Below are 18,366 nucleotides of genomic sequence, written 5' to 3' on the forward strand. Positions count from 1 at the left end.
ACATTGTCGGGGCCTTTTGGTTTTATTTAACATTGGGCAAAATTATTTATCACCAGGCTCTGCAATTTTCTCTAGCCCTAATACTAAGGCAATACCAACAAACATCATGACAACGGCAATAGCCAGTTGAGAGGGGTGGCCAGAGACAGACTCAAAGTTAAATGGCGATAGATTCTCTTGGATAAGTGGAACCTGTTCACCGGAAGAATTGGTTCTCCAAGAAATGGTTTCTTTCCACGGCCAAAGCTTTGGTAGCGTACCCAACATTAAGCCAGTTAGGAAAACCAAGGCGAAATCACGGAAGCGTTTGAGTAACCAAGAAAGGACGTGAGAGAAGCTTAGTAGGCCAATCAAACACCCGGTTGCGAAGATTGCCATTACGTCAATCTGTAGCCCTTTGACTGCCGCAAGTACAGGTGTGTACATGCCAAGCAGCAATAGAATAAAGCTGCCAGAGATGCCAGGTAGGATCATGGCACAGATAGCAATCGCACCCGCAAAGAAGATATTGATGTTAGTCGGATCCATCTGAGATGGTTGCAACACTGTAATGCAATACGCAAAGGCGACACCAAGCAGTAAACACACGAAACGTGAGAATGTTCTTTGTTCAACTTGCTTGAGCATGTGGTAAACCGAAACCAGAATCAAACCAAAAAAGAATGACCAAACTGGAATTGGGTGGGTTTCTAATGCCCAAGAGATGAACTTTGCAAGTGTAAGAATTGACGTGAGAATCCCGCCAAATAACGCGATCAAAAAGAAACCATTGATGTGATTGAATGCCGCTTTAAATCCGTCGCGTCGCCAGATGCCAAATAGGCTTGGGTTCACACGACGAATGCTTTCTAGCAGCATGTCATAAATACCGGTAATAAAGGCCACAGTACCGCCCGAAACGCCAGGGACAACATCAGCTGCGCCCATAGCCATTCCTTTTAGAAAGGTCGTCAAATAATTCATATTATCTTTAAGGTTAGAAAAGTTGTCGCAAAGTATATATGGATGTGAGCGTGTATGCACCTAGAGAGTGATCTCATCTTACTGAGCGAAATAACATCAAACTATTGTGAACCTTCATACTAGATAAGCTGTAATAAACCGACTAACCAATACCGAATTAGCTAAAAATATCAGCCGGTTAAGCTTGTCTATACAAGTTGTTATCGCCCTTCTTTTGTTACGAATCAGACATATAAACGACACGTAATGTTCATGTTTTGCCGTCAGAGTATACCTAACCCAATAGAGAGGATGTGGTTGCTCAGAGCATTCATATGACATTCGTTTAGGCAGCGTAGAGGCCTATGTACTGAAACTTATCTAGATAAGTAACAAGGAAAATGATGCCAGTTTATTTGGATATCGCCTCGGTGTTAGAGCAGGAAGTGAGAGCGTCCTTTCAGCCCGGTGATTACCTTCCAGCCGAATCGAAGTTAGCACAAAGGTTTGCGGTTAATCGCCACACCTTACGCCGTGCGGTTGATGAATTAGTGAATATCGGCATGGTTCAGCGTCATCAAGGAAAGGGCAGTATGGTTGTTCGCCAGCCAAGTCAGTATCACATTCATTCTTCCGCCTACTTCACCAAGAATTTCATTGAACAAGGCGCACAGCCTCGTTGCGAAGTCCTATCTTCTCGAGTGATCTCAGCCCCATTAACGGTTGCTACCAACCTCAATATTGAAGAAGGGCAGCGCATTATCCATATACGCACATTACGTAAAACCGCGGATATGCCACGAACCATCATTGATCATTACTTATCAAATGCAGATTGGTGGCCGATTTTGAAGAATTTCAAAAGTGGATCGCTCCATCAGTTTATCAAACGCGGTTTTGCGGTCGAATTAGAGCGCAAAGAAACCAATGTAGGTGCAAGAGCACCAACCAATGAAGATTGCCGCTTACTGCAGATACCAGCAAGCACGCCAATCTTAAAAATTAAAACGAAAAACGTCATAAAAGGTACGAGCATTATTGCGGAGTTTTCAAGCTCCAATTGCCGTGCCGACGCCACAGAAATAGTAATGGAGCATTAAATGACTGCGGTGACCGAAAGATCAAAGTGGATGTCAGTATTAGCACAAAGTCGATTTGATGACTTACAGCATCATTGGAAAGCATTACAGCTGGAGGCTGAATATCAGATTGTTCGTCAGCCTGAGATTGGATTGACACAGATTCGAGCCAGGATGGGGGGGACGGGACGTCAGTTCAATATGGGGGACGCCACAATAACCAGAGCGGTGGTAAAGCTTGCCAGTGGTGAACTGGGCTACAGCTATATCCGTGGTCGAAACAAAGCGCACGCTGAATTGGCCGCAGTGCTTGATGGGCTTTTACAAACTCAGCCATCACAAGCTCTATTGCTCAGTAAAGTGATTGAGCCATTAGCTGCTATTAAGCAAGAGCAGGAGCAGTTAAGGGCGGCTGAAGTGGCTGCAACGAAGGTGGACTTTTTTACCTTGGTTCGTGGCGAAGATTAACACTTTTCAAAGACCATCATTACGCATTGGTGAATTCATCAACCCAACAGGTAACACTCATGACAACAATTACACCAGCGTTTCAAGACGCTGTTCATGACAGCCAATACTGTTTTAGGCTGCTACTCAAAGCCATGTCCGAGCCCGGGAAACGCGTCACGTTAGATAAGAGCCATGGCTTTGGTGATATGCAGGCCGCAACGGCACAAATTCTCTTGAGCTTAGCGGACAATGCGACTTCTGTATGGCTATCTCCAGCACTTCAGAGCGATGAAGCGGTACTCGATAATGTGCGTTTTCATAGCGGTGCGCCAGTTGTAGCTGCGCAAAATGAAGCGGACTTTGCAGTAATAGCAGAAAGGGATCTTATATCGTGCAGCAGTCAGTGGTTAGCGTTTAATCAGGGCAATGAGGAGTACCCTGATCAGGCAACGACTGTGATTGTGGAACTTGATTCATTAACCTCTGGTCAGCGTATTTCTTTATCGGGTCCGGGTATCGAGACGCGATGTGATGCTTATATTGGTGACGTGCCAAGCGAGTTTCTGACTTTCCTGATGTCACGCCAAGAGTTGACAGACTTTCCACTCGGTATCGATTTGATTCTAGTCCACCAGCAAGATGTGCTGTGTTTGCCACGCACGACTAACGTTGAGGTGTCTTCATGTATGTAGCAGTAAAGGGCGGCGAGAAAGCGATTCAACGCGCCCACCAACTTCAGGCTAAAAAGCGTCGTGGCTGTTTGGATCTTCCTGAGTTAAGTGTGGCTCAGGTGAGTGAGCAACTATCAGGCTCGGTAGACCGCGTGATGACCGAGGGCGGTATTTACGATCGCGAACTTGCTGCCTTAGCTATAAAGCAGGCCAATGGTGATTTGGTTGAAGCTATCTTCTTGCTCCGAGCGTATCGCACAACATTGCCACGTCTCGCGGTATCAGAGCCAGTTAATACTAGTGATATGCGAATCGAACGCCGTATTTCAGCCACTTATAAAGACTTACCTGGTGGTCAAATTTTAGGCCCTACTTATGACTACACGCATCGACTATTGGATTTTAGTTTGCTTGCGGAGGGAGAGGCGCCTCGGTTGGACACTGAACCGTGCGCAGACAGTGAACCTTGCCCGCAGGTGTTAGGGATCCTAGAGCATCTCGACATGATGAAAGTTGAACGTGATAACGAACAAGTGCCAGAAGACATTACGATGGCACCAGTCAATTACCCCTGTGATCGTTCTGCGCGACTGCAAAACTTAGTGCGAGGCGATGAAGGGTTCTTACTAGCGCTTAGTTATTCAACGCAACGTGGTTATGGTCGTAATCACCCATTTGCCGGTGAAATCCGTACAGGGATGACCGTGCTATCACTTAACCCAGAAGAGCTGGGGTTTACGGTTGATATTGGTGAGATTGAATTAACAGAATGTCAGATGATCAATGGCTTTGTTGGCAGTAAAACAGAGAAAGCGAAGCTCACTCGTGGTTATGGGCTGACATTTGGCGCAACCGAACGCAAAGCCATGTCGATGGCGTTGGTGGATCGTTCACTTCAAGCGCCGGAATATGATGAAGAAGTCGCAAGTCCTGCACAAGATGAAGAGTTTGTTTTGTCTCATTCCGACAACGTAGAGGCAGCGGGTTTTGTCTCTCATCTTAAATTGCCCCATTACGTTGACTTCCAAGCGGAGCTAGAGCTGCTTCGTAAAATGCACAAAGAACATGATGCCCTGATGCAGGAGAACCAGTCATGAGCGAAACACAGACAATGTCATCAGCACCAGTGAGTCATGCTCAAGGGGTGACGGGGTATAACTATGGCTATCTTGATGAGCAGACGAAGCGAATGATTCGCCGTGCGCTACTAAAAGCCGTTGCGGTGCCAGGTTACCAAGTGCCATTTGGTGGTCGAGAAATGCCAATGCCTTATGGATGGGGCACGGGTGGTGTACAAATCACCGCTGCGATCATTGGTGAGGCTGACACATTAAAAGTGATTGACCAAGGTGCCGATGACACCACGAATGCGGTTTCTATTCGAGAATTTTTTAAATCGGTTGCGGATGCGAAGACCACGGAAAGCACCCGTGAAGCATCCATCATCCAAACCAGACACCGTATTCCAGAAGTGGCGTTGCAAGCTGATCAAATATTAGTTTATCAAGTGCCTATTCCAGAGCCGTTGCGATTTATTGAACCACGAGAAACGGAAACGCGAAAAATGCATGCTCTGCAAGAGTATGGCGTGATGCACGTCAAGCTGTATGAAGATATTGCGCGTTTTGGTCATATTGCTACCGCGTATGCGTACCCTGTCCGAGTGAATGATCGCTACATTATGGATCCGTCGCCAATTCCCAAATTTGATAACCCCAAAATGGACAACATGCCAGCACTGCAACTATTTGGTGCCGGACGTGAGAAGCGCATTTATGCCATTCCGCCTTTCACTAAGGTGCGAAGTCTAGACTTTGACGATCATCCTTTCGAGATTCAAAAGTGGGATGACCCTTGCGCTATTTGCGGTGCAACGCACACCTTCCTCGATGAAGTGGTGCTGGATGATAAAGGTAATCACATGTTCGTTTGTTCCGACACGGATTACTGTCGCGACCAAGTGGCTGAAAATGACAAGACACAATTACAAGAAGGTGTGGCATGAATAACGTATGGAATGACCAGTCAGAGCGCGCGCTAGCTCAGGCGCAAACCGTCGACGCCGAAGCGCCGCTGTTGTCGGTACGACACTTAACGAAATTATACGCACCCGGCAAAGGCTTTAGTGATGTGTCTTTTGATATTTATCCGGGAGAAGTCCTGGGTATCGTGGGTGAGTCTGGGTCCGGTAAGAGTACGTTATTGAAATCATTATCTGGTCGTCAAACGCCAGACAGTGGTTCTGTCTTATACGTTCGAGGGAAGGGTGACGCTCAAGTGGCTCAACTTGAGGACTTGTATGCCATGGCCGAAAGTCAGCGACGTCACTTGCTTCGCACTGAATGGGGAGTCGTTCACCAGCACCCAATGGATGGGTTGCGTTCTCGCGTTTCTGCGGGAGGCAATATTGGCGAGCGCCTTATGGCGGTCGGAGATCGTCACTATGGCAATATTCGTGAAGCGTCGAGTAAGTGGTTAACGGATGTCGAGATCCCGCTTGATCGTATTGATGATATGCCAACCACGTTTTCAGGCGGTATGCAGCAAAGATTGCAGATCGCGCGCAATCTAGTTACGCATCCTAAGTTGATCTTTATGGATGAGCCCACTGGAGGGCTGGATGTTTCTGTACAAGCGAAGCTATTGGATCTGCTGCGTCGATTAGTGACAGAGCTTGATCTTGCGGTGGTGATTGTGACTCATGATCTTGCGGTTGCCCGTTTGCTGGCTCACCGGTTGATGGTGATGAGTCGTAGTGAAGTCGTCGAAAGTGGACTCACAGATCAAGTGCTTGATGATCCACAGCATCCTTACACTCAACTTCTTGTCTCATCTGTGCTGCAGAACTAAGGAACCTCATAATGAATGCTAAATTAGCCAATGTTCGATTGCAGGTATCGAATGTCAGCAAAACTTTTGTTTTACATAACCAGGAGAGTGTTGAGCTCCCCGTTCTTTCCCATGCCAGTTTCACCGTCACTGAAGGGGAGTGTGTGGTACTCAATGGTCGCTCTGGTTCAGGAAAATCGACATTACTGCGTGCCTTGTACGGTAATTATTTGGTCGATAGTGGTGATATTGAAGTTGAGCATCAGGGGCGCTGGCTTAATCTAGCGACGGCGACACCAAGAGAAATCCTCAATGTCCGTAAACAGACTATCGGCTGGGTGAGTCAGTTCCTTCGTGTGATTCCACGCATCAGTGCTTTAGAGGTGGTGATGCAGCCAATGATTGAAATGGGGGGTTGTCGTGAACAAGCACAGGCTAAAGCTCAATCCTTGTTAACGCGATTGAACGTCCCCGCACATCTTTGGAACCTTGCGCCAGCAACGTTCTCTGGCGGTGAGCAACAACGCGTCAATATTGCCCGTGGCTTCATTGTTGATTATCCCATTTTGCTATTGGATGAACCGACGGCCTCACTGGATGCGACAAACAGTGCAGTGGTGGTAAATCTTATCAAAGAAGCCAAGGCTCGCGGGGCGGCTGTGGTGGGAATATTCCACGATGAGCAGACTCGAGATGAAGTTGCTGATCGCCTTTATGATGTTAAAAAAGGGGCGCCTCAGCCGACATCAGAGACCGCTTTGTCATCTATGTCACCGTCATCATCCATTTCCGCGTGCGCGTAACGGAGAACAACGCATGATTATCACCAATGTAAATCTAGTATTAGAAAATGAAGTAGTGCAGGGCTCTCTAGAAATGAGAGATGGCAAAATTGCCAGTATGTCGGATTCTCCTAGCCAAATTTCTGGTGCTTACGATGGAGAAGGCGGTTATTTGATGCCCGGCTTCATTGAGCTCCATACCGATAATTTAGAAAAATACTTCACCCCTCGGCCCAAGGTCGACTGGCCACCATTTTCTGCGATGAGTGCACATGATACGCAATTGATTGGCTCTGGTATCACTACTGTATTGGATGCGGTGGCACTTGGTGACTTTCGAGAGGAGAAGCGCCAAGCAAACCTCGATTTATTCATTAATACGGTCATTGAAAGCCAAAAGCGTGGATTGACTCGAGCTGAGCACCGTTTGCATCTTCGCTGTGAAGTCCCTCATGAGACAACGGTTGAGATGTTTGAGCGCTTTATTGATTTGCCAGAGGTTCAATTGGTGTCATTAATGGACCATGCTCCTGGGCAGCGACAATTTGTCAATGTTGAGAAATACCGCACTTACTATCAAGGTAAATACAACATGAGTGATAGTGAGATGGCCGCGTTTGAAAAAATGCAGGTTGATCTGTCACAACGCTGGTCGAAACAAAATCGTGATGAGATTTGCCGTCAGTGCCGTGAGCACAACACGCCGATGGCGAGTCATGATGATGCAACGACTGAGCACGTGCTTGAGTCAAAAGCACTCGGTATGGCTATCGCGGAATTCCCTACGTCAGTTGAAGCGGCAAGAAAGTCTCATGAACTTGGTCTTAAGGTGTTAATGGGGGCGCCGAATGTCGTTCGTGGTGGCTCGCACTCGGGCAATGTGGCGGCGCATGAACTCGCTGCCCAAGGTGTACTCGACATTCTCTCTTCGGACTATTACCCAATGAGTCTCCTTGAAGCTATTTACACGCTTGCAGCGGATGAACGTAACACGTTGACATTGCCACAAGCGGTACAGTTGGCGACGAAGAATCCTGCCCAAGCCCTTAACTTGAATGATAGAGGCATCATTGATGAAGGTAAACGTGCTGACTTGGTCTTAGCGCGTCAAGTTGATGGCCATCCGTTGGTGGCGCGAGTGTGGCGTCAGGGGAAGAAGGTCTTTTAATTCATGCCATATCAGAATATGTCAGAGAAAGAAGAGGTGAGTGTTTGCTTACCTCCTTCATCTTTTAATGCAAAGGTGTATTACGTTATTGGTCCATCTGGTTCAGGCAAAGATACCTTGATAGAGGCGATTCGTGCGCAATTTTGTCGAGAGATTGTTATCGCTCATCGTTATATTACGCGACCTGCTGATGCGGGAGGAGAAAACCATGTTTCCCTTAGTCGTGAGGAGTTTGCAAGCCGGCAAGCCAAAGGCTTATTTGCACTGAATTGGCAAGCTCATGGTCTATGTTATGGCGTTGGAGTGGAAATCAAGACCTGGCTCGCGCAAGGGCTTTCTGTTGTGGTCAATGGTTCTCGGGCTCAGTTAGAACAAGCGAAAAGGGTGTTCTCTGGCCAGTTAATTCCGGTTGTTATTGAGGTTGAAGCGTCTATTTTGAGGCAGCGCCTTACGGCAAGGGGTAGAGAAAATTCTGTTCAAATTGAGCAGCGTTTACAGCGTGCTAAAGCGTATAGCGTTGCGGATATAGAAGGATGTATGGGAATAGAAGAAAGTTGGGTGATTGATAATAGCGGGTCAGTGTGTGCCAGTGTGGCGCAGTTTCAGGCCAAACGTCAACAATTGGAGGTAGGTTCAGAATTGGAGGTGGACGCAGTATTGACCACGCCAGCGCAATGAAGTTAACGATGTTGGGGACGGGCAATAGCGCTATGATGCCAGTGTATGGCTGTTCGTGTGAAGCGTGCCTATTAGCAAGTTCAAACCGCCAATTAAAGCGGGAAAAAACGTCGGCCTATATTGAGCATAACGGACACATTCTACTTTTAGACGCGAACGCCCCTGATTTGTTAATTCGCTTTCCTGCAGGGAAGATCAGCGCCATATTGGTGACACACTACCATATGGATCATGTGCACAGTTTGTTTGATCTGCGATGGGGGATGGGCGAGCCCATTCCTGTTATCTCACCAGATGATCCGAATGGTTGCGATGATCTTTACAAGCATTCAGGGTTGTTGGATTTTTCCCAACGCGCAACGCCGTTTCAAGCGTTTACGTGGCAAGGCATTACGGTTACCCCCCTACCTCTGACGCATTCAAAATTATGCTTAGGCTATGCGTTTGAATGGAATGGACAGTGCTTAGCGTACTTGACCGATACCAATGGATTACCCACGGAGACCAAGGCATGGCTTATCGCTAGGCACGTTCAGTGGATTATTACGGATTGTAATTACCCACCGATAGAGTGCGAACAGACGCGCCTTGCTCAAAACCATAACGACATACACCAAGTCGTGCAGATAGCAAAGGACTGCCAGCCGGACCATTTAGGGTTGGTTCATGTGAGTCACGATACTATCAACTGGCTTAATCATCACCAGCACACACTGCCCCATACCATCCAACTACTAAGCGATGGTCAGGAGATAACATTATGACTCAACCACAATCAACGGCACTATCCGCAGCGCCGAGCGTCTCACCATGCGTAAAATACCATCAAACTGAGCTAGGCTACTGGACTGAAGTGTCGGAGCGCTGCGTGCTCAATAACGTGGTGTTGGGTGACTACAGTTATATTCAAAACGACTGCAACCTGATGTTTACAGAGGTAGGAAAGTTCACGTCGATAGCGGCTAACGTGCGAGTAAACCCAAGCAATCACCCATGGTGGCGTCCGACACTACACCACTTCACGTATCGACCTGGTAAGTATGGTTTGGGAGAGAACCCAGCCACACTGGATGATGAAGTCTTTGCATGGCGTGAAGAGGATAAAGTCACCATTGGCCATGATGTGTGGATTGGTCATGGTGCCATTGTCCTACCGGGTATCACGGTGGGAAATGGTGCCATTATTGGCGCGGGTAGTGTAGTCACCAAGGATGTTCCTGCCTACTCGATAGTGGTTGGAAATCCGGCACGAGTGCTACGAGATCGTTTTGATGACCCTAGTTACGCTTCACGTTTGGAAGCGTTGGCTTGGTGGAATTGGAGTGAAGAAAAAATCGCCTTAGCATTACCTATTTTTCAGAAAGGTTGTGGTGAGTTTTTGGCTCACTTTGAAAATAGTCTGTAAGGCGAGAGATGAAATAGCGCTAAAACTCAAGGTTTACAATGATGCAACCGGAGCACGCTCGTCGCTGCGGTTGCTCTAGTCCCATACGGCATCGGCGATGATGTCATCTTCTATGTCTTCTCGGATTGAGTCTGCGACGATTTCATCTGCGATATAGTTGTCACAGTCAACCTCGTCATAAGCGCCTGATATGACACCTGCAGTTGCCCCTATTGCCGCGCCAGTTGTGGCATTGCCTGCGACCGCGCCTACGACTCCGCCAACCACAGCGCCTTCAACGGCATCAGTGATTTCATTGCCGCCATCACATGGATGGTAGGCACTCGCGCCAGTCGCAATTAAAGTCATGAGTAAGATGGATTTTTTCATTCTATTTACCTATATAAAATCGTGATAGAGAGTGAGTAAAAGAGCCTTCCTTTGGCGTGTGCTCACTCTACCTAGGTTCTGATGCAGCGCGAAACTACAAACTATCGAAGAGATGAATAGGTGATAGAAGACCTTTCAACAGCATGATATTTGAGATAAAAAAACCAAGCGTTGCGTAGCGCAAAGCTTGGTGAATGAGTCATTTTGTATGGGGAACAATGATGTCTCTGCAGGGGTTATGGCATTTTATCAGGCCCACACGGGACGCGAGTTGATGGCAACTTAGGTTTAAATCGCCCATGTTCGCGTAGTCTTTGTAAGGCGATAAAGAACACCGGAACAAGGACGCAGCCAATCACGGTTGCAGCTAGCATACCTCCAAAACTGGCGATGCCAAGGGCGTTACGACTGGCTGACCCTGCGCCACTGGCAATAACCAAAGGGAGGACGCCCAAAATGAATGAAAAAGCCGTCATCATGACTGCGCGTATCCGTAGAGCAATGGCTTGTTTAGCCGACTCCATAATGGATAATTGGTTGTCTTCGCGAAGTGTTTTAGCAAACTCTACAATTAATATGGCATTGCGACTGGCCATACCGATGAGTAGAACCAAACCGACTTGTGTATAAAGGTTTATGGTGCCACCTGTAGCGAATACAAATCCCAGCGCGCCAATGAGCCCTGTTGGAACACAAAGAATGATCGCCATTGGGATCAGCCAGCTTTCGTATTGGGCGACAAGAAATAAGTAGGTAAACAATAACGCAAGGGCGAAAAGATAGGGTGCAGCATCCCCGGCCGCCAACTCTTGATAAGTCATACCTGTCCATTCGTAAGCGTACCCTGAAGGGAGACTCGTTGCGGCAATTTTCTCCATCTCATCGATGGCTTCCCCTGAACTATAACCGTGAGCAGGAATCGCCAATATTTGCGCAGTGTTATAGAGATTGTATCGCGCGGTATTATCTGAACCTACTAGCGGTTTGTAGCGAGCAAATGTTGAAAGTGCGACCATATTGCCACTGTCTGATTGAACGTAGAGTCGACTTAAGTCGTTTTCACTGTTGCGAAACTCTTGCTCTGCGAGAAGGTTTACTTGATAGTTTTTGCCGTATTTGGTGAAGTCGTTGACATAAAGGTTACCCATCATTGCCGAGAGGGTTAGATTGACCTCTTGTAGGTCGACACCAAGGGCAAGTGCTTTTGCTCTATCAATATCAAGATACAGCTGCGGCACATTAGCGCTGTATGTGGTGAATGCCATCGCTATTTTTTTAGATTGATTTAGAGCATGTAAATAGCCATTCAGTGCTGGCGCCATTTCTTCTATTGGACGACCGTTGAGATCTTCGACTTGTAGGGTGAGTCCACCCGCGTTGCCCAGCCCCGGAATAGCGGGCATAGAAAATGCCATACCAGAAATATCTTGGTTACCATCAATAAGGTGCTGTGTTTGGGCCACTAAGGCAAATTCACTTTGTTCCGGTTCGCTGCGCTCGCTCCAGTTATCAAGCACAACAATCATCATCCCTGAATTTGGTGAAGCGGCCCCCTTGAGTAATGAGTAACCTTTAGCGGCGATGACATGTTTTACTCCACTGAGCGATGAAATATCCGTAACCAGTTGATCGACAATAATGTCGGTTCTGTCGAGTGCTGCCGCTTCTGGGAGATTGACGTCAATGATGAAGGAGCCTTGGTCTTCTGCGGGAATAAAATCACTCGGCGTAAAGGCGGCAAACGTGGCGATCCCCCCGAGAATGGCAATAAAGAAACACGCAGAAAGAAGAAGGCGGCGACCAAGGAAGCTTACCGACCCGACATATCCTCGAGTAATTTTCGCGACTAGGGTGTTAAAGGCCGCTAATATACCGCGTTGTTTTTTTTCTTCGTGTTTGAGCATGACGGCACACAATGCTGGCGTAAGCGTTAATGCCACTATGGTGGAAATAATGGTCGAGACTGAAATGGTCACGCCAAATTGCTGATACATTTGTCCCACCATACCGGGGGCAATAGACACAGGGCCAAACACGGCAAGTAACACTAATGCGGAAGCAATAAGTGGCGCGGTGACTTCTTTCATGGCTTTGGATGTGGCAGTTTTTGCATCAAGATGCTCCTCTTCCATGAGCCGTTCGACGTTTTCAATCACAACAATGGCGGCATCGACGACTACGCCGATCGCAAGGATTAAACCAAACATTGAAATCGTATTAATATCAATGCCCATAGCGGCCATCACGACAAAGGTGCCAATTAACGACACTGGGATAGCGATGGCTGGAATAATAGTGGCTCGCCAACTTTGTAAGAACAAAAAGGTTACGGCGACCACAAGCAACACGGCAATATAGAGTGTTTCGAATACTTCATCCATCGACACTTTGATGAATGTCGTGGAATCATAGGACACATCGTAAGCCATGCCTTGAGGGAAGCGCTCACTTAGAACCGTCATAATCTGGCGAACATCTTCAGCAACTTGTACGGCGTTCGCACCAGGCGCTTGATAGATGGCAAGAATTGGACTTTCATTTCCCGCATATGTCGCGATGGCAGAATATTGCTCGGCGCCAAGTTCTACTCGGGCGACATCTTTTAGATACACAAAGCTGCCATCGTTATTGGACGCTAAAATAATGTTGTCAAATTCAGTCGTATCAAGAAGGCGACCTTTGGTTTGAATGGTGTATTGAAACACTTGGTTTCCTGCCGTCGGTCTCTCTCCCAGTTTTCCAGCCGCTACCGTGGTGTTTTGCGCTGCAATAGCGTCGGCAATGTGTGAAGCTGTGATGGCACGCGCCGCCATTTTTTCTGGATTAAGCCAGACACGCATCGAGTAGTTTTGTTCTCCGATAACTTGTACTTTACCCACACCTTCAACGCGTAATAGTGCATCTTTGATGTTGAGTGAGGCGTAGTTAGAAAGATACAGATTATCGAACTTACCGTCAGGCGAGTACGGGTTGACGGTCATTAGGATGGAGTTGGCTACTTTTTCTACGGTAACACCTTGCTGTTTTACCTCATCGGGCAATTTAGCCATGGCTTTGTTGACTCGGTTTTGCACTAAGACTTGAGCTTTGTCAGGGTCGGTGCCAATTTCGAATGTGACATAAGCCAGGTAGGTATTATCGTTGTTCGATTTGGACTCAAGATAAATCATCCCTTCAACGCCGTTGATTTCTTGTTCAACGACACTGGCGACGGTATCTCGGATGGTATTGTGATCCGCTCCGGGATAGACGGCGTAAACCTCGATAGAAGGGGGAACAATATTTGGAAACTGGGAGACCGGCATTTTCATTAGGGTCAATAAACCAGCGATGGTCATGACGATCGATAGAACGATCGCAAATTTCGGACGGTTGATAAAAAATTCAGCCATGATGCTATCCTCTCTGGTTCACATCGACTTCCATACCTAACTTTATGCTTTGTAGTCCCTCTACAATGACACGCTCACCTCCAGACATACCCGATTCGACAAGCCAGTTATCATTGACTCGATCACTCACCTGTATGTACTTAGCCTCGACGATATTACGATTGTTCACGACCAAGACGAAACGGCCCTGTTGGTCTTCTTGAACCGCTAATTGCGGGATTAAGATGGCAGAACTGGGTTGGCTCTCAATACTTGTTACAGTAACGAACTGGCCTGGAATAAGCAGATTATCTGGGTTCGGAAATTTGACTCTAAAGCGGATTGAACCGTTAAGGCTGTCCATGTGATTATCAATGAAATTGGATTCGCCTTGGTGGCCATATTGTGCACCATTGGCGAGTTGCAAGGTAAAGTTTGGTGCTGAAAGCTCCCTACCTTTGATCAACTGCTCTTGTAGGTTGTTGACGTGTTGTTTCTCATCCAACTGGATATTCACGTACACGGAATCGAAGCTAACGATTTGGGTGAGGGCTTGGCTGCCTGGTCCCACTAAAGCGCCGGGGCTAAATCGACTCGCGCCAATGATGCCGTCAAATGGTGCGGTGATTTTGGTATACGATAATTCGAGTTCTGCACGTGATAGTGCGGCTTTTGCCGCGTCAATTTGAGCAAGCGAAGAGGTGCGTTCAGCGGTGAGCTGATCTAATTCTAAAGAGGAGAGGGCTTGCTTTTTGACGAGGGTGATGGCTTTTTTGTGCTTCTGGTCGATGATATTAAAATCAGCGGTTGTTTCTTTTAATGCGGCTTCTAGGCGTAATATCTCAATTTCAAACAACGCGGGATCGATCTCAAATAGCAGTTCTCCCTTACTGACTTGCTCTCCTTCGATAAAGTGACGTGACTTTAAGTAGCCCGAGACTCGTGGAACAATGTCGACTTTATGGATCGCGGCAGTTTTCCCTATAAACCGCGCTTGGTGGTAGTAGGGTTGAGCCGCGATCGTAACGACATCAACCGATACAGTCGTGTTTGCGGTGTTTTCTATTTGGGGTTGGCAAGCTGCTAATATTAAGGGAAGTAAGCAAACCGTCAGCGTTTTGGATTGGCGCATAAGGACCTCTGATATAATGAGAGAGTGCCTTATAATATTTCTGATCTTTTAATAGTTCGAATTAGTTATTATTCGATTTGTCAATACGTCATTATTGGTATTCGGGCTTAATTATCAATTTTTATGGGCAACGATAAGCTAACTTACACTGATTAACTTGCAGATTCGGTTTGAAAAACGTGCTTAATGTGTTCAATAACGAACGAATGTACTTCGGTTATTGGTTGATTTTTCGGCCAAATAACATCGTACTGTACCTGCAATTGGGTTTGTACAAATTCTGGTCGGATAGAAATGATATCACAGATTGGCTGCTGATTTAATCGATGTAAAAACCCCCAACCTAGGCCAGCACGAACGAGAGAAAGAAAGTTGTGGTACCCGTTGCTTTCCAGTAATGACGAGGACATTTTTGTGCCTTGACGCAATATAGTAAGGCTGCGACTAGAGGGACCAATTAACTGGGTGTGCGCCATTAGATCGTCGTTGCTGATGGTACGCTGCTTCGCTAAAGGGTGCGATTGACCACAAACAATGTCAATCATGCAGTTACCAATTGCTCGAAATTCGTAAAACTGACTATTGCCTTCCAGGGTTGGTGCAATAGCTAAATCGATGCGTTGTTCTCGCACTCGTTGAAGAATATCTTCTGGGGGCAGAGATAGTATGGTTAGCGTGATGTGTGGCCAGTTTTTTTGTAACGCTTTTAACAAAGGTAGAAATGGTTGAAGATCCAATTCTTCATCAATAGCTATCATCATTGTTGCAGGGATACCTATTGAGAGTTGCTGGGCATTACGCTGGAAGCGCTCAATACTCTCAACGGCCACTTTTGCTCCATCGTATAGGTTTCGGCCCGCTTCAGTAAGTTGCGGGTATTTTCCTTCTCGGTCAAATAGCATCACGCCTAAATCATCTTCAAGCTTGGCGACATTACCGCTGACCGTCGTCAGATGCTTGCCCAGTACACGCGCGGCGGCACTGAAGGACCCACAATCGGCAGAGGCAATAAAAGATTTGAGTAAATCCGGTTTAATCATGATGCGACTCGCTATTTCTACCCTATGATTAATTCATAGGAAGCCTAGTAACTACTAATGAAAATAATATAGATAATAGACGGACTTTCAACCAGTACCTTGCAACATGAAGGAGTACATTATGAAAAAATCCATGAAAACGATCGCTGTGGTTGCCTCATTAGCCGCCTCGATTGGACTTGCCTTTGCCGACAACGCTTTTGCTAATAATGACCATGCGAGCGCTTCCCCATCGAATCAGGTTCCAGTGACCATTGATACTTGGCAGCAACAGCGTCATGTTGGCCAAGCAGTGATGCCTACGTTTTACCCAAATATGATTGCGGTTAATGCGCAGGATGTGTTTAAAGTGGATCATCAAAAACGTGACTACCATTTACATGAGATTCCTTCTGTTGCTCGCTTATTGAATCACCCTGCTACAGGCGGTATTGTTGTGATGACGGCTGACGGCGACGTGTTACTAGAGCAATACCGTAATGGCCATGATCGTTCGACGACGTTTTCAGACCAATCCGCGACTAAGTCAATAGGTTACATACTGCTCAATAAAGCGATTGCTGACGGCAAAATTAAGCTCACAGACAAAGTAGAGAAATACATTCCTTCAATCGGCTCAGGGTTTAGAGGCCGAACCGTGGGGGATGTGGCGGCGATGAATGTGAATCATTCTGTTGCTGAGCTGGCAGCGTATAAGGGTGACCCCAAAGCGCTCGCGAACTTTGACAAAGATGAGCGTGTGATCGGTATGCAGCGTAACGATGAGCGCTTGGAATTGCGTGATTGGATTGAGTCGATAGAGAAGATGGGGCAAAGCAATGAGTGGCAAGGCGACATTGCAAACTATGCCACCATTAATACCAGTGTACTTGGCTGGTTAGTTGAGTCGGCTACGGGCGTAGGGCTTGATCAGCAAATTCGTGACTTGTTTCACGAGGTTGGGGGAGAAAATACCGTCTTTATGGGTACCGATTTTGCTGGAACGCCTGTGATTGGCGCGTCGATGATGTCTTCAACCATTGATTTTGCGCGTTATGGGCGCTTACTGATTAGTGACAAGCAGCAAGCTATTCAGGATATGAAAGTGGCAAACAAAGAGGGTGAGCCAGTACCCGCAGAGTTGACGCACATCGAAAGTCGCTATTATAAATCGGCGATTATGAATGAGTATGGCCTTGGGCATAGTGGTTGGGCGGGTCAATTGATTTGGGCGGATCCTGAGTCAGGCATTATCGTGGCGATTAACAGCATGATTCAGTCTGAGTTACCTGCGCCGTACGATCACTTTAACAAAGAATATGAAGCGGTATTTGACGTGGTGAAATACATGAGGGCTCAGGCTCAACAGTGAACTGATTATAGTAGTGGATTGGCGATAGTAGTGGATTAGCTATAGTCGTGGACAGGCTATATTGAAGGCGTGAAATTCAGCGCCGAAAAAAAGTGCTCAACATCAGATAATGTTGAGCACTTTTTTATGAAAAGAATGGGCTATTTCTTTAACGCATCCAAGACATCTTGCTCGGCAAAGATGGTTTCAAATCGGGTTTGATACGCTTGTTGGACATTGTTAATGATGGAGTCTCCTCCATTGTCTGGGATATTATCTTCTACGTTATAAACTCGAGTCAGCAGTGATTTTCCTTTCGAATCTAAGATGGTCATCGTGACATCAATATACACGCCATCGCTAAAGGCGTGGGTGTCGTACTTCCAGTTGCGCATTTCAAACAAAATAGACTTATTACCAGCACTGACTAAGGCACTTTTTACTTCAGTTGTGTCCATAAGCGGTGTCGTAATGACTTGTGTGACTTCGACCCCCGCTTTTTCAAAACCTGCGGACAATCTATCTGAGAGATAATCGGTTAACGGTTGCTTGGTGTAGGTTTCGTAGGAATAAGGAATCCCAAAACCAGAGCGTATTATGCCTTCAAATGCGACGGTTTTGTCGTTATCTAAGACGTAAGGACGCTGATCATGGAATGCCAGACTGATGTCACTGTACTGTGTATTGGCATTAATATCCGGTGCGGTTTGTTGTGCATTTTTGGAAGAAACGCAACCTGATAGAGAAACTAGGCCTAGCGTGATTAAACATGTTTTTATTATTAATTTCATGGTATTACCCTTAAATAGACAAGGTAATATTTTAGTAATTATAAGTGCTGTGAGTGTATCCCATAAATTCTGTAAGTGGATGACTTGCGAGGGACCATGCAAAAAAGGCATTAATTAATTCAATATTTCAATGGGTTATCGCTCCAGTATTGCCGGGTCTATTTAAAGAAGGCAAAAAAAGTACATTTTCCTATTAAAAGTCGCAACATGGCGATAATGGTGAACGGCTGCATTGTCGAATTTTTCGCCATGGTGCCTTGTGGGAATTTTCTTATCTTCCGTATTGGCAAGTATTCACGACACGTGTTGTGGAGTTAAGATCACAACCT

The 18,366-nt window shown here is 46.6% G+C and carries 18 protein-coding genes; 12 read left to right on the forward strand and 6 right to left on the reverse strand.

Annotation, left to right across the window (positions count from 1 at the left end):
• Positions 1 to 42: 42 nt before the first annotated feature.
• Positions 43 to 963 carry a polyprenyl-phosphate transporter gene (locus L4D74_RS14655; RefSeq protein ID WP_428752860.1) on the reverse strand — a complete coding sequence of 307 codons (921 nt, stop codon included), beginning with the start codon at positions 961 to 963 and terminating at the stop codon, positions 43 to 45.
• Positions 964 to 1,346: 383 nt separating this feature from the next.
• Between L4D74_RS14655 and phnF the strand changes: the two genes are divergently transcribed.
• From phnF to L4D74_RS14710, 11 genes are read left to right on the forward strand one after another with little or no spacing between them, the layout of a single operon-like run.
• Complete coding sequence (phnF, locus tag L4D74_RS14660) at positions 1,347 to 2,042, forward strand: phosphonate metabolism transcriptional regulator PhnF (RefSeq protein WP_428752986.1); 696 nt, start codon at positions 1,347 to 1,349, stop codon at positions 2,040 to 2,042.
• On the forward strand, positions 2,043 to 2,489 hold the full coding sequence (gene phnG, locus L4D74_RS14665) for a phosphonate C-P lyase system protein PhnG (RefSeq protein ID WP_428752861.1): 447 nt from the start codon (positions 2,043 to 2,045) through the stop codon (positions 2,487 to 2,489).
• A 59-nt stretch (positions 2,490 to 2,548) separates the two neighbouring features.
• Positions 2,549 to 3,163, forward strand: a complete 615-nt coding sequence (gene phnH / locus L4D74_RS14670; RefSeq protein ID WP_428752863.1) for a phosphonate C-P lyase system protein PhnH — start codon at positions 2,549 to 2,551, stop codon at positions 3,161 to 3,163.
• Entirely contained in the window at positions 3,154 to 4,239 is a 1,086-nt protein-coding gene (locus L4D74_RS14675; RefSeq protein WP_428752865.1) for a carbon-phosphorus lyase complex subunit, read from the forward strand. The genes phnH and L4D74_RS14675 overlap by 10 nt, the downstream gene beginning before the upstream one ends.
• Positions 4,236 to 5,147 (forward strand): alpha-D-ribose 1-methylphosphonate 5-phosphate C-P-lyase PhnJ, encoded by a 912-nt coding sequence (locus L4D74_RS14680; RefSeq protein WP_265675701.1) that lies wholly within the window; start codon positions 4,236 to 4,238, stop codon positions 5,145 to 5,147. The genes L4D74_RS14675 and L4D74_RS14680 overlap by 4 nt, the downstream gene beginning before the upstream one ends.
• The gene (gene phnK / locus L4D74_RS14685; protein ID WP_428752866.1) at positions 5,144 to 5,992 is read left to right on the forward strand and encodes a phosphonate C-P lyase system protein PhnK; all 849 of its coding nucleotides are present in this window, start codon (positions 5,144 to 5,146) and stop codon (positions 5,990 to 5,992) included. Before L4D74_RS14680 ends, phnK begins: the two co-directional genes overlap by 4 nt.
• A gap of 11 nt (positions 5,993 to 6,003) precedes the next feature.
• On the forward strand, positions 6,004 to 6,774 hold the full coding sequence (phnL, locus tag L4D74_RS14690; RefSeq protein ID WP_428752868.1) for a phosphonate C-P lyase system protein PhnL: 771 nt from the start codon (positions 6,004 to 6,006) through the stop codon (positions 6,772 to 6,774).
• A 13-nt stretch (positions 6,775 to 6,787) separates the two neighbouring features.
• Positions 6,788 to 7,921, forward strand: coding sequence for an alpha-D-ribose 1-methylphosphonate 5-triphosphate diphosphatase (gene phnM, locus L4D74_RS14695; RefSeq protein WP_428752870.1), 1,134 nt, complete (start codon positions 6,788 to 6,790; stop codon positions 7,919 to 7,921).
• Between the two features lie 3 nt (positions 7,922 to 7,924).
• Entirely contained in the window at positions 7,925 to 8,599 is a 675-nt protein-coding gene (gene phnN, locus L4D74_RS14700; protein ID WP_428752872.1) for a ribose 1,5-bisphosphokinase, read from the forward strand.
• Positions 8,596 to 9,363, forward strand: a complete 768-nt coding sequence (gene phnP / locus L4D74_RS14705; protein ID WP_428752874.1) for a phosphonate metabolism protein PhnP — start codon at positions 8,596 to 8,598, stop codon at positions 9,361 to 9,363. Before phnN ends, phnP begins: the two co-directional genes overlap by 4 nt.
• Complete coding sequence (locus L4D74_RS14710; RefSeq protein WP_428752876.1) at positions 9,360 to 10,004, forward strand: DapH/DapD/GlmU-related protein; 645 nt, start codon at positions 9,360 to 9,362, stop codon at positions 10,002 to 10,004. Before phnP ends, L4D74_RS14710 begins: the two co-directional genes overlap by 4 nt.
• A gap of 75 nt (positions 10,005 to 10,079) precedes the next feature.
• On the opposite strand, the gene L4D74_RS14715 is transcribed toward L4D74_RS14710, so the two are convergent.
• The 4 genes from L4D74_RS14715 to L4D74_RS14730 form a co-directional block, all read right to left on the reverse strand.
• The gene (locus tag L4D74_RS14715; RefSeq protein ID WP_428752878.1) at positions 10,080 to 10,373 is read right to left on the reverse strand and encodes a YMGG-like glycine zipper-containing protein; all 294 of its coding nucleotides are present in this window, start codon (positions 10,371 to 10,373) and stop codon (positions 10,080 to 10,082) included.
• A gap of 236 nt (positions 10,374 to 10,609) precedes the next feature.
• A complete protein-coding gene (locus L4D74_RS14720) occupies positions 10,610 to 13,765 on the reverse strand; it encodes an efflux RND transporter permease subunit (protein ID WP_428752879.1) in 3,156 nt (1,051 codons plus the stop codon).
• 4 nt (positions 13,766 to 13,769) lie between these two features.
• On the reverse strand, positions 13,770 to 14,876 hold the full coding sequence (locus tag L4D74_RS14725; protein ID WP_428752881.1) for an efflux RND transporter periplasmic adaptor subunit: 1,107 nt from the start codon (positions 14,874 to 14,876) through the stop codon (positions 13,770 to 13,772).
• Positions 14,877 to 15,028: 152 nt separating this feature from the next.
• Positions 15,029 to 15,916 (reverse strand): LysR family transcriptional regulator, encoded by an 888-nt coding sequence (locus L4D74_RS14730; RefSeq protein WP_428752882.1) that lies wholly within the window; start codon positions 15,914 to 15,916, stop codon positions 15,029 to 15,031.
• Positions 15,917 to 16,037: 121 nt separating this feature from the next.
• Between L4D74_RS14730 and L4D74_RS14735 the strand changes: the two genes are divergently transcribed.
• Positions 16,038 to 17,267 (forward strand): serine hydrolase domain-containing protein, encoded by a 1,230-nt coding sequence (locus tag L4D74_RS14735; RefSeq protein WP_428752883.1) that lies wholly within the window; start codon positions 16,038 to 16,040, stop codon positions 17,265 to 17,267.
• A gap of 140 nt (positions 17,268 to 17,407) precedes the next feature.
• On the opposite strand, the gene L4D74_RS14740 is transcribed toward L4D74_RS14735, so the two are convergent.
• Positions 17,408 to 18,037, reverse strand: a complete 630-nt coding sequence (locus L4D74_RS14740) for a hypothetical protein (RefSeq protein WP_265675712.1) — start codon at positions 18,035 to 18,037, stop codon at positions 17,408 to 17,410.
• Positions 18,038 to 18,366 lie beyond the last annotated feature (329 nt).

Origin of the sequence: Vibrio cionasavignyae (assembly GCF_050337155.1) — a bacterium.
Taxonomy (GTDB): Bacteria; Pseudomonadota; Gammaproteobacteria; order Enterobacterales; family Vibrionaceae; genus Vibrio; species Vibrio nomapromontoriensis.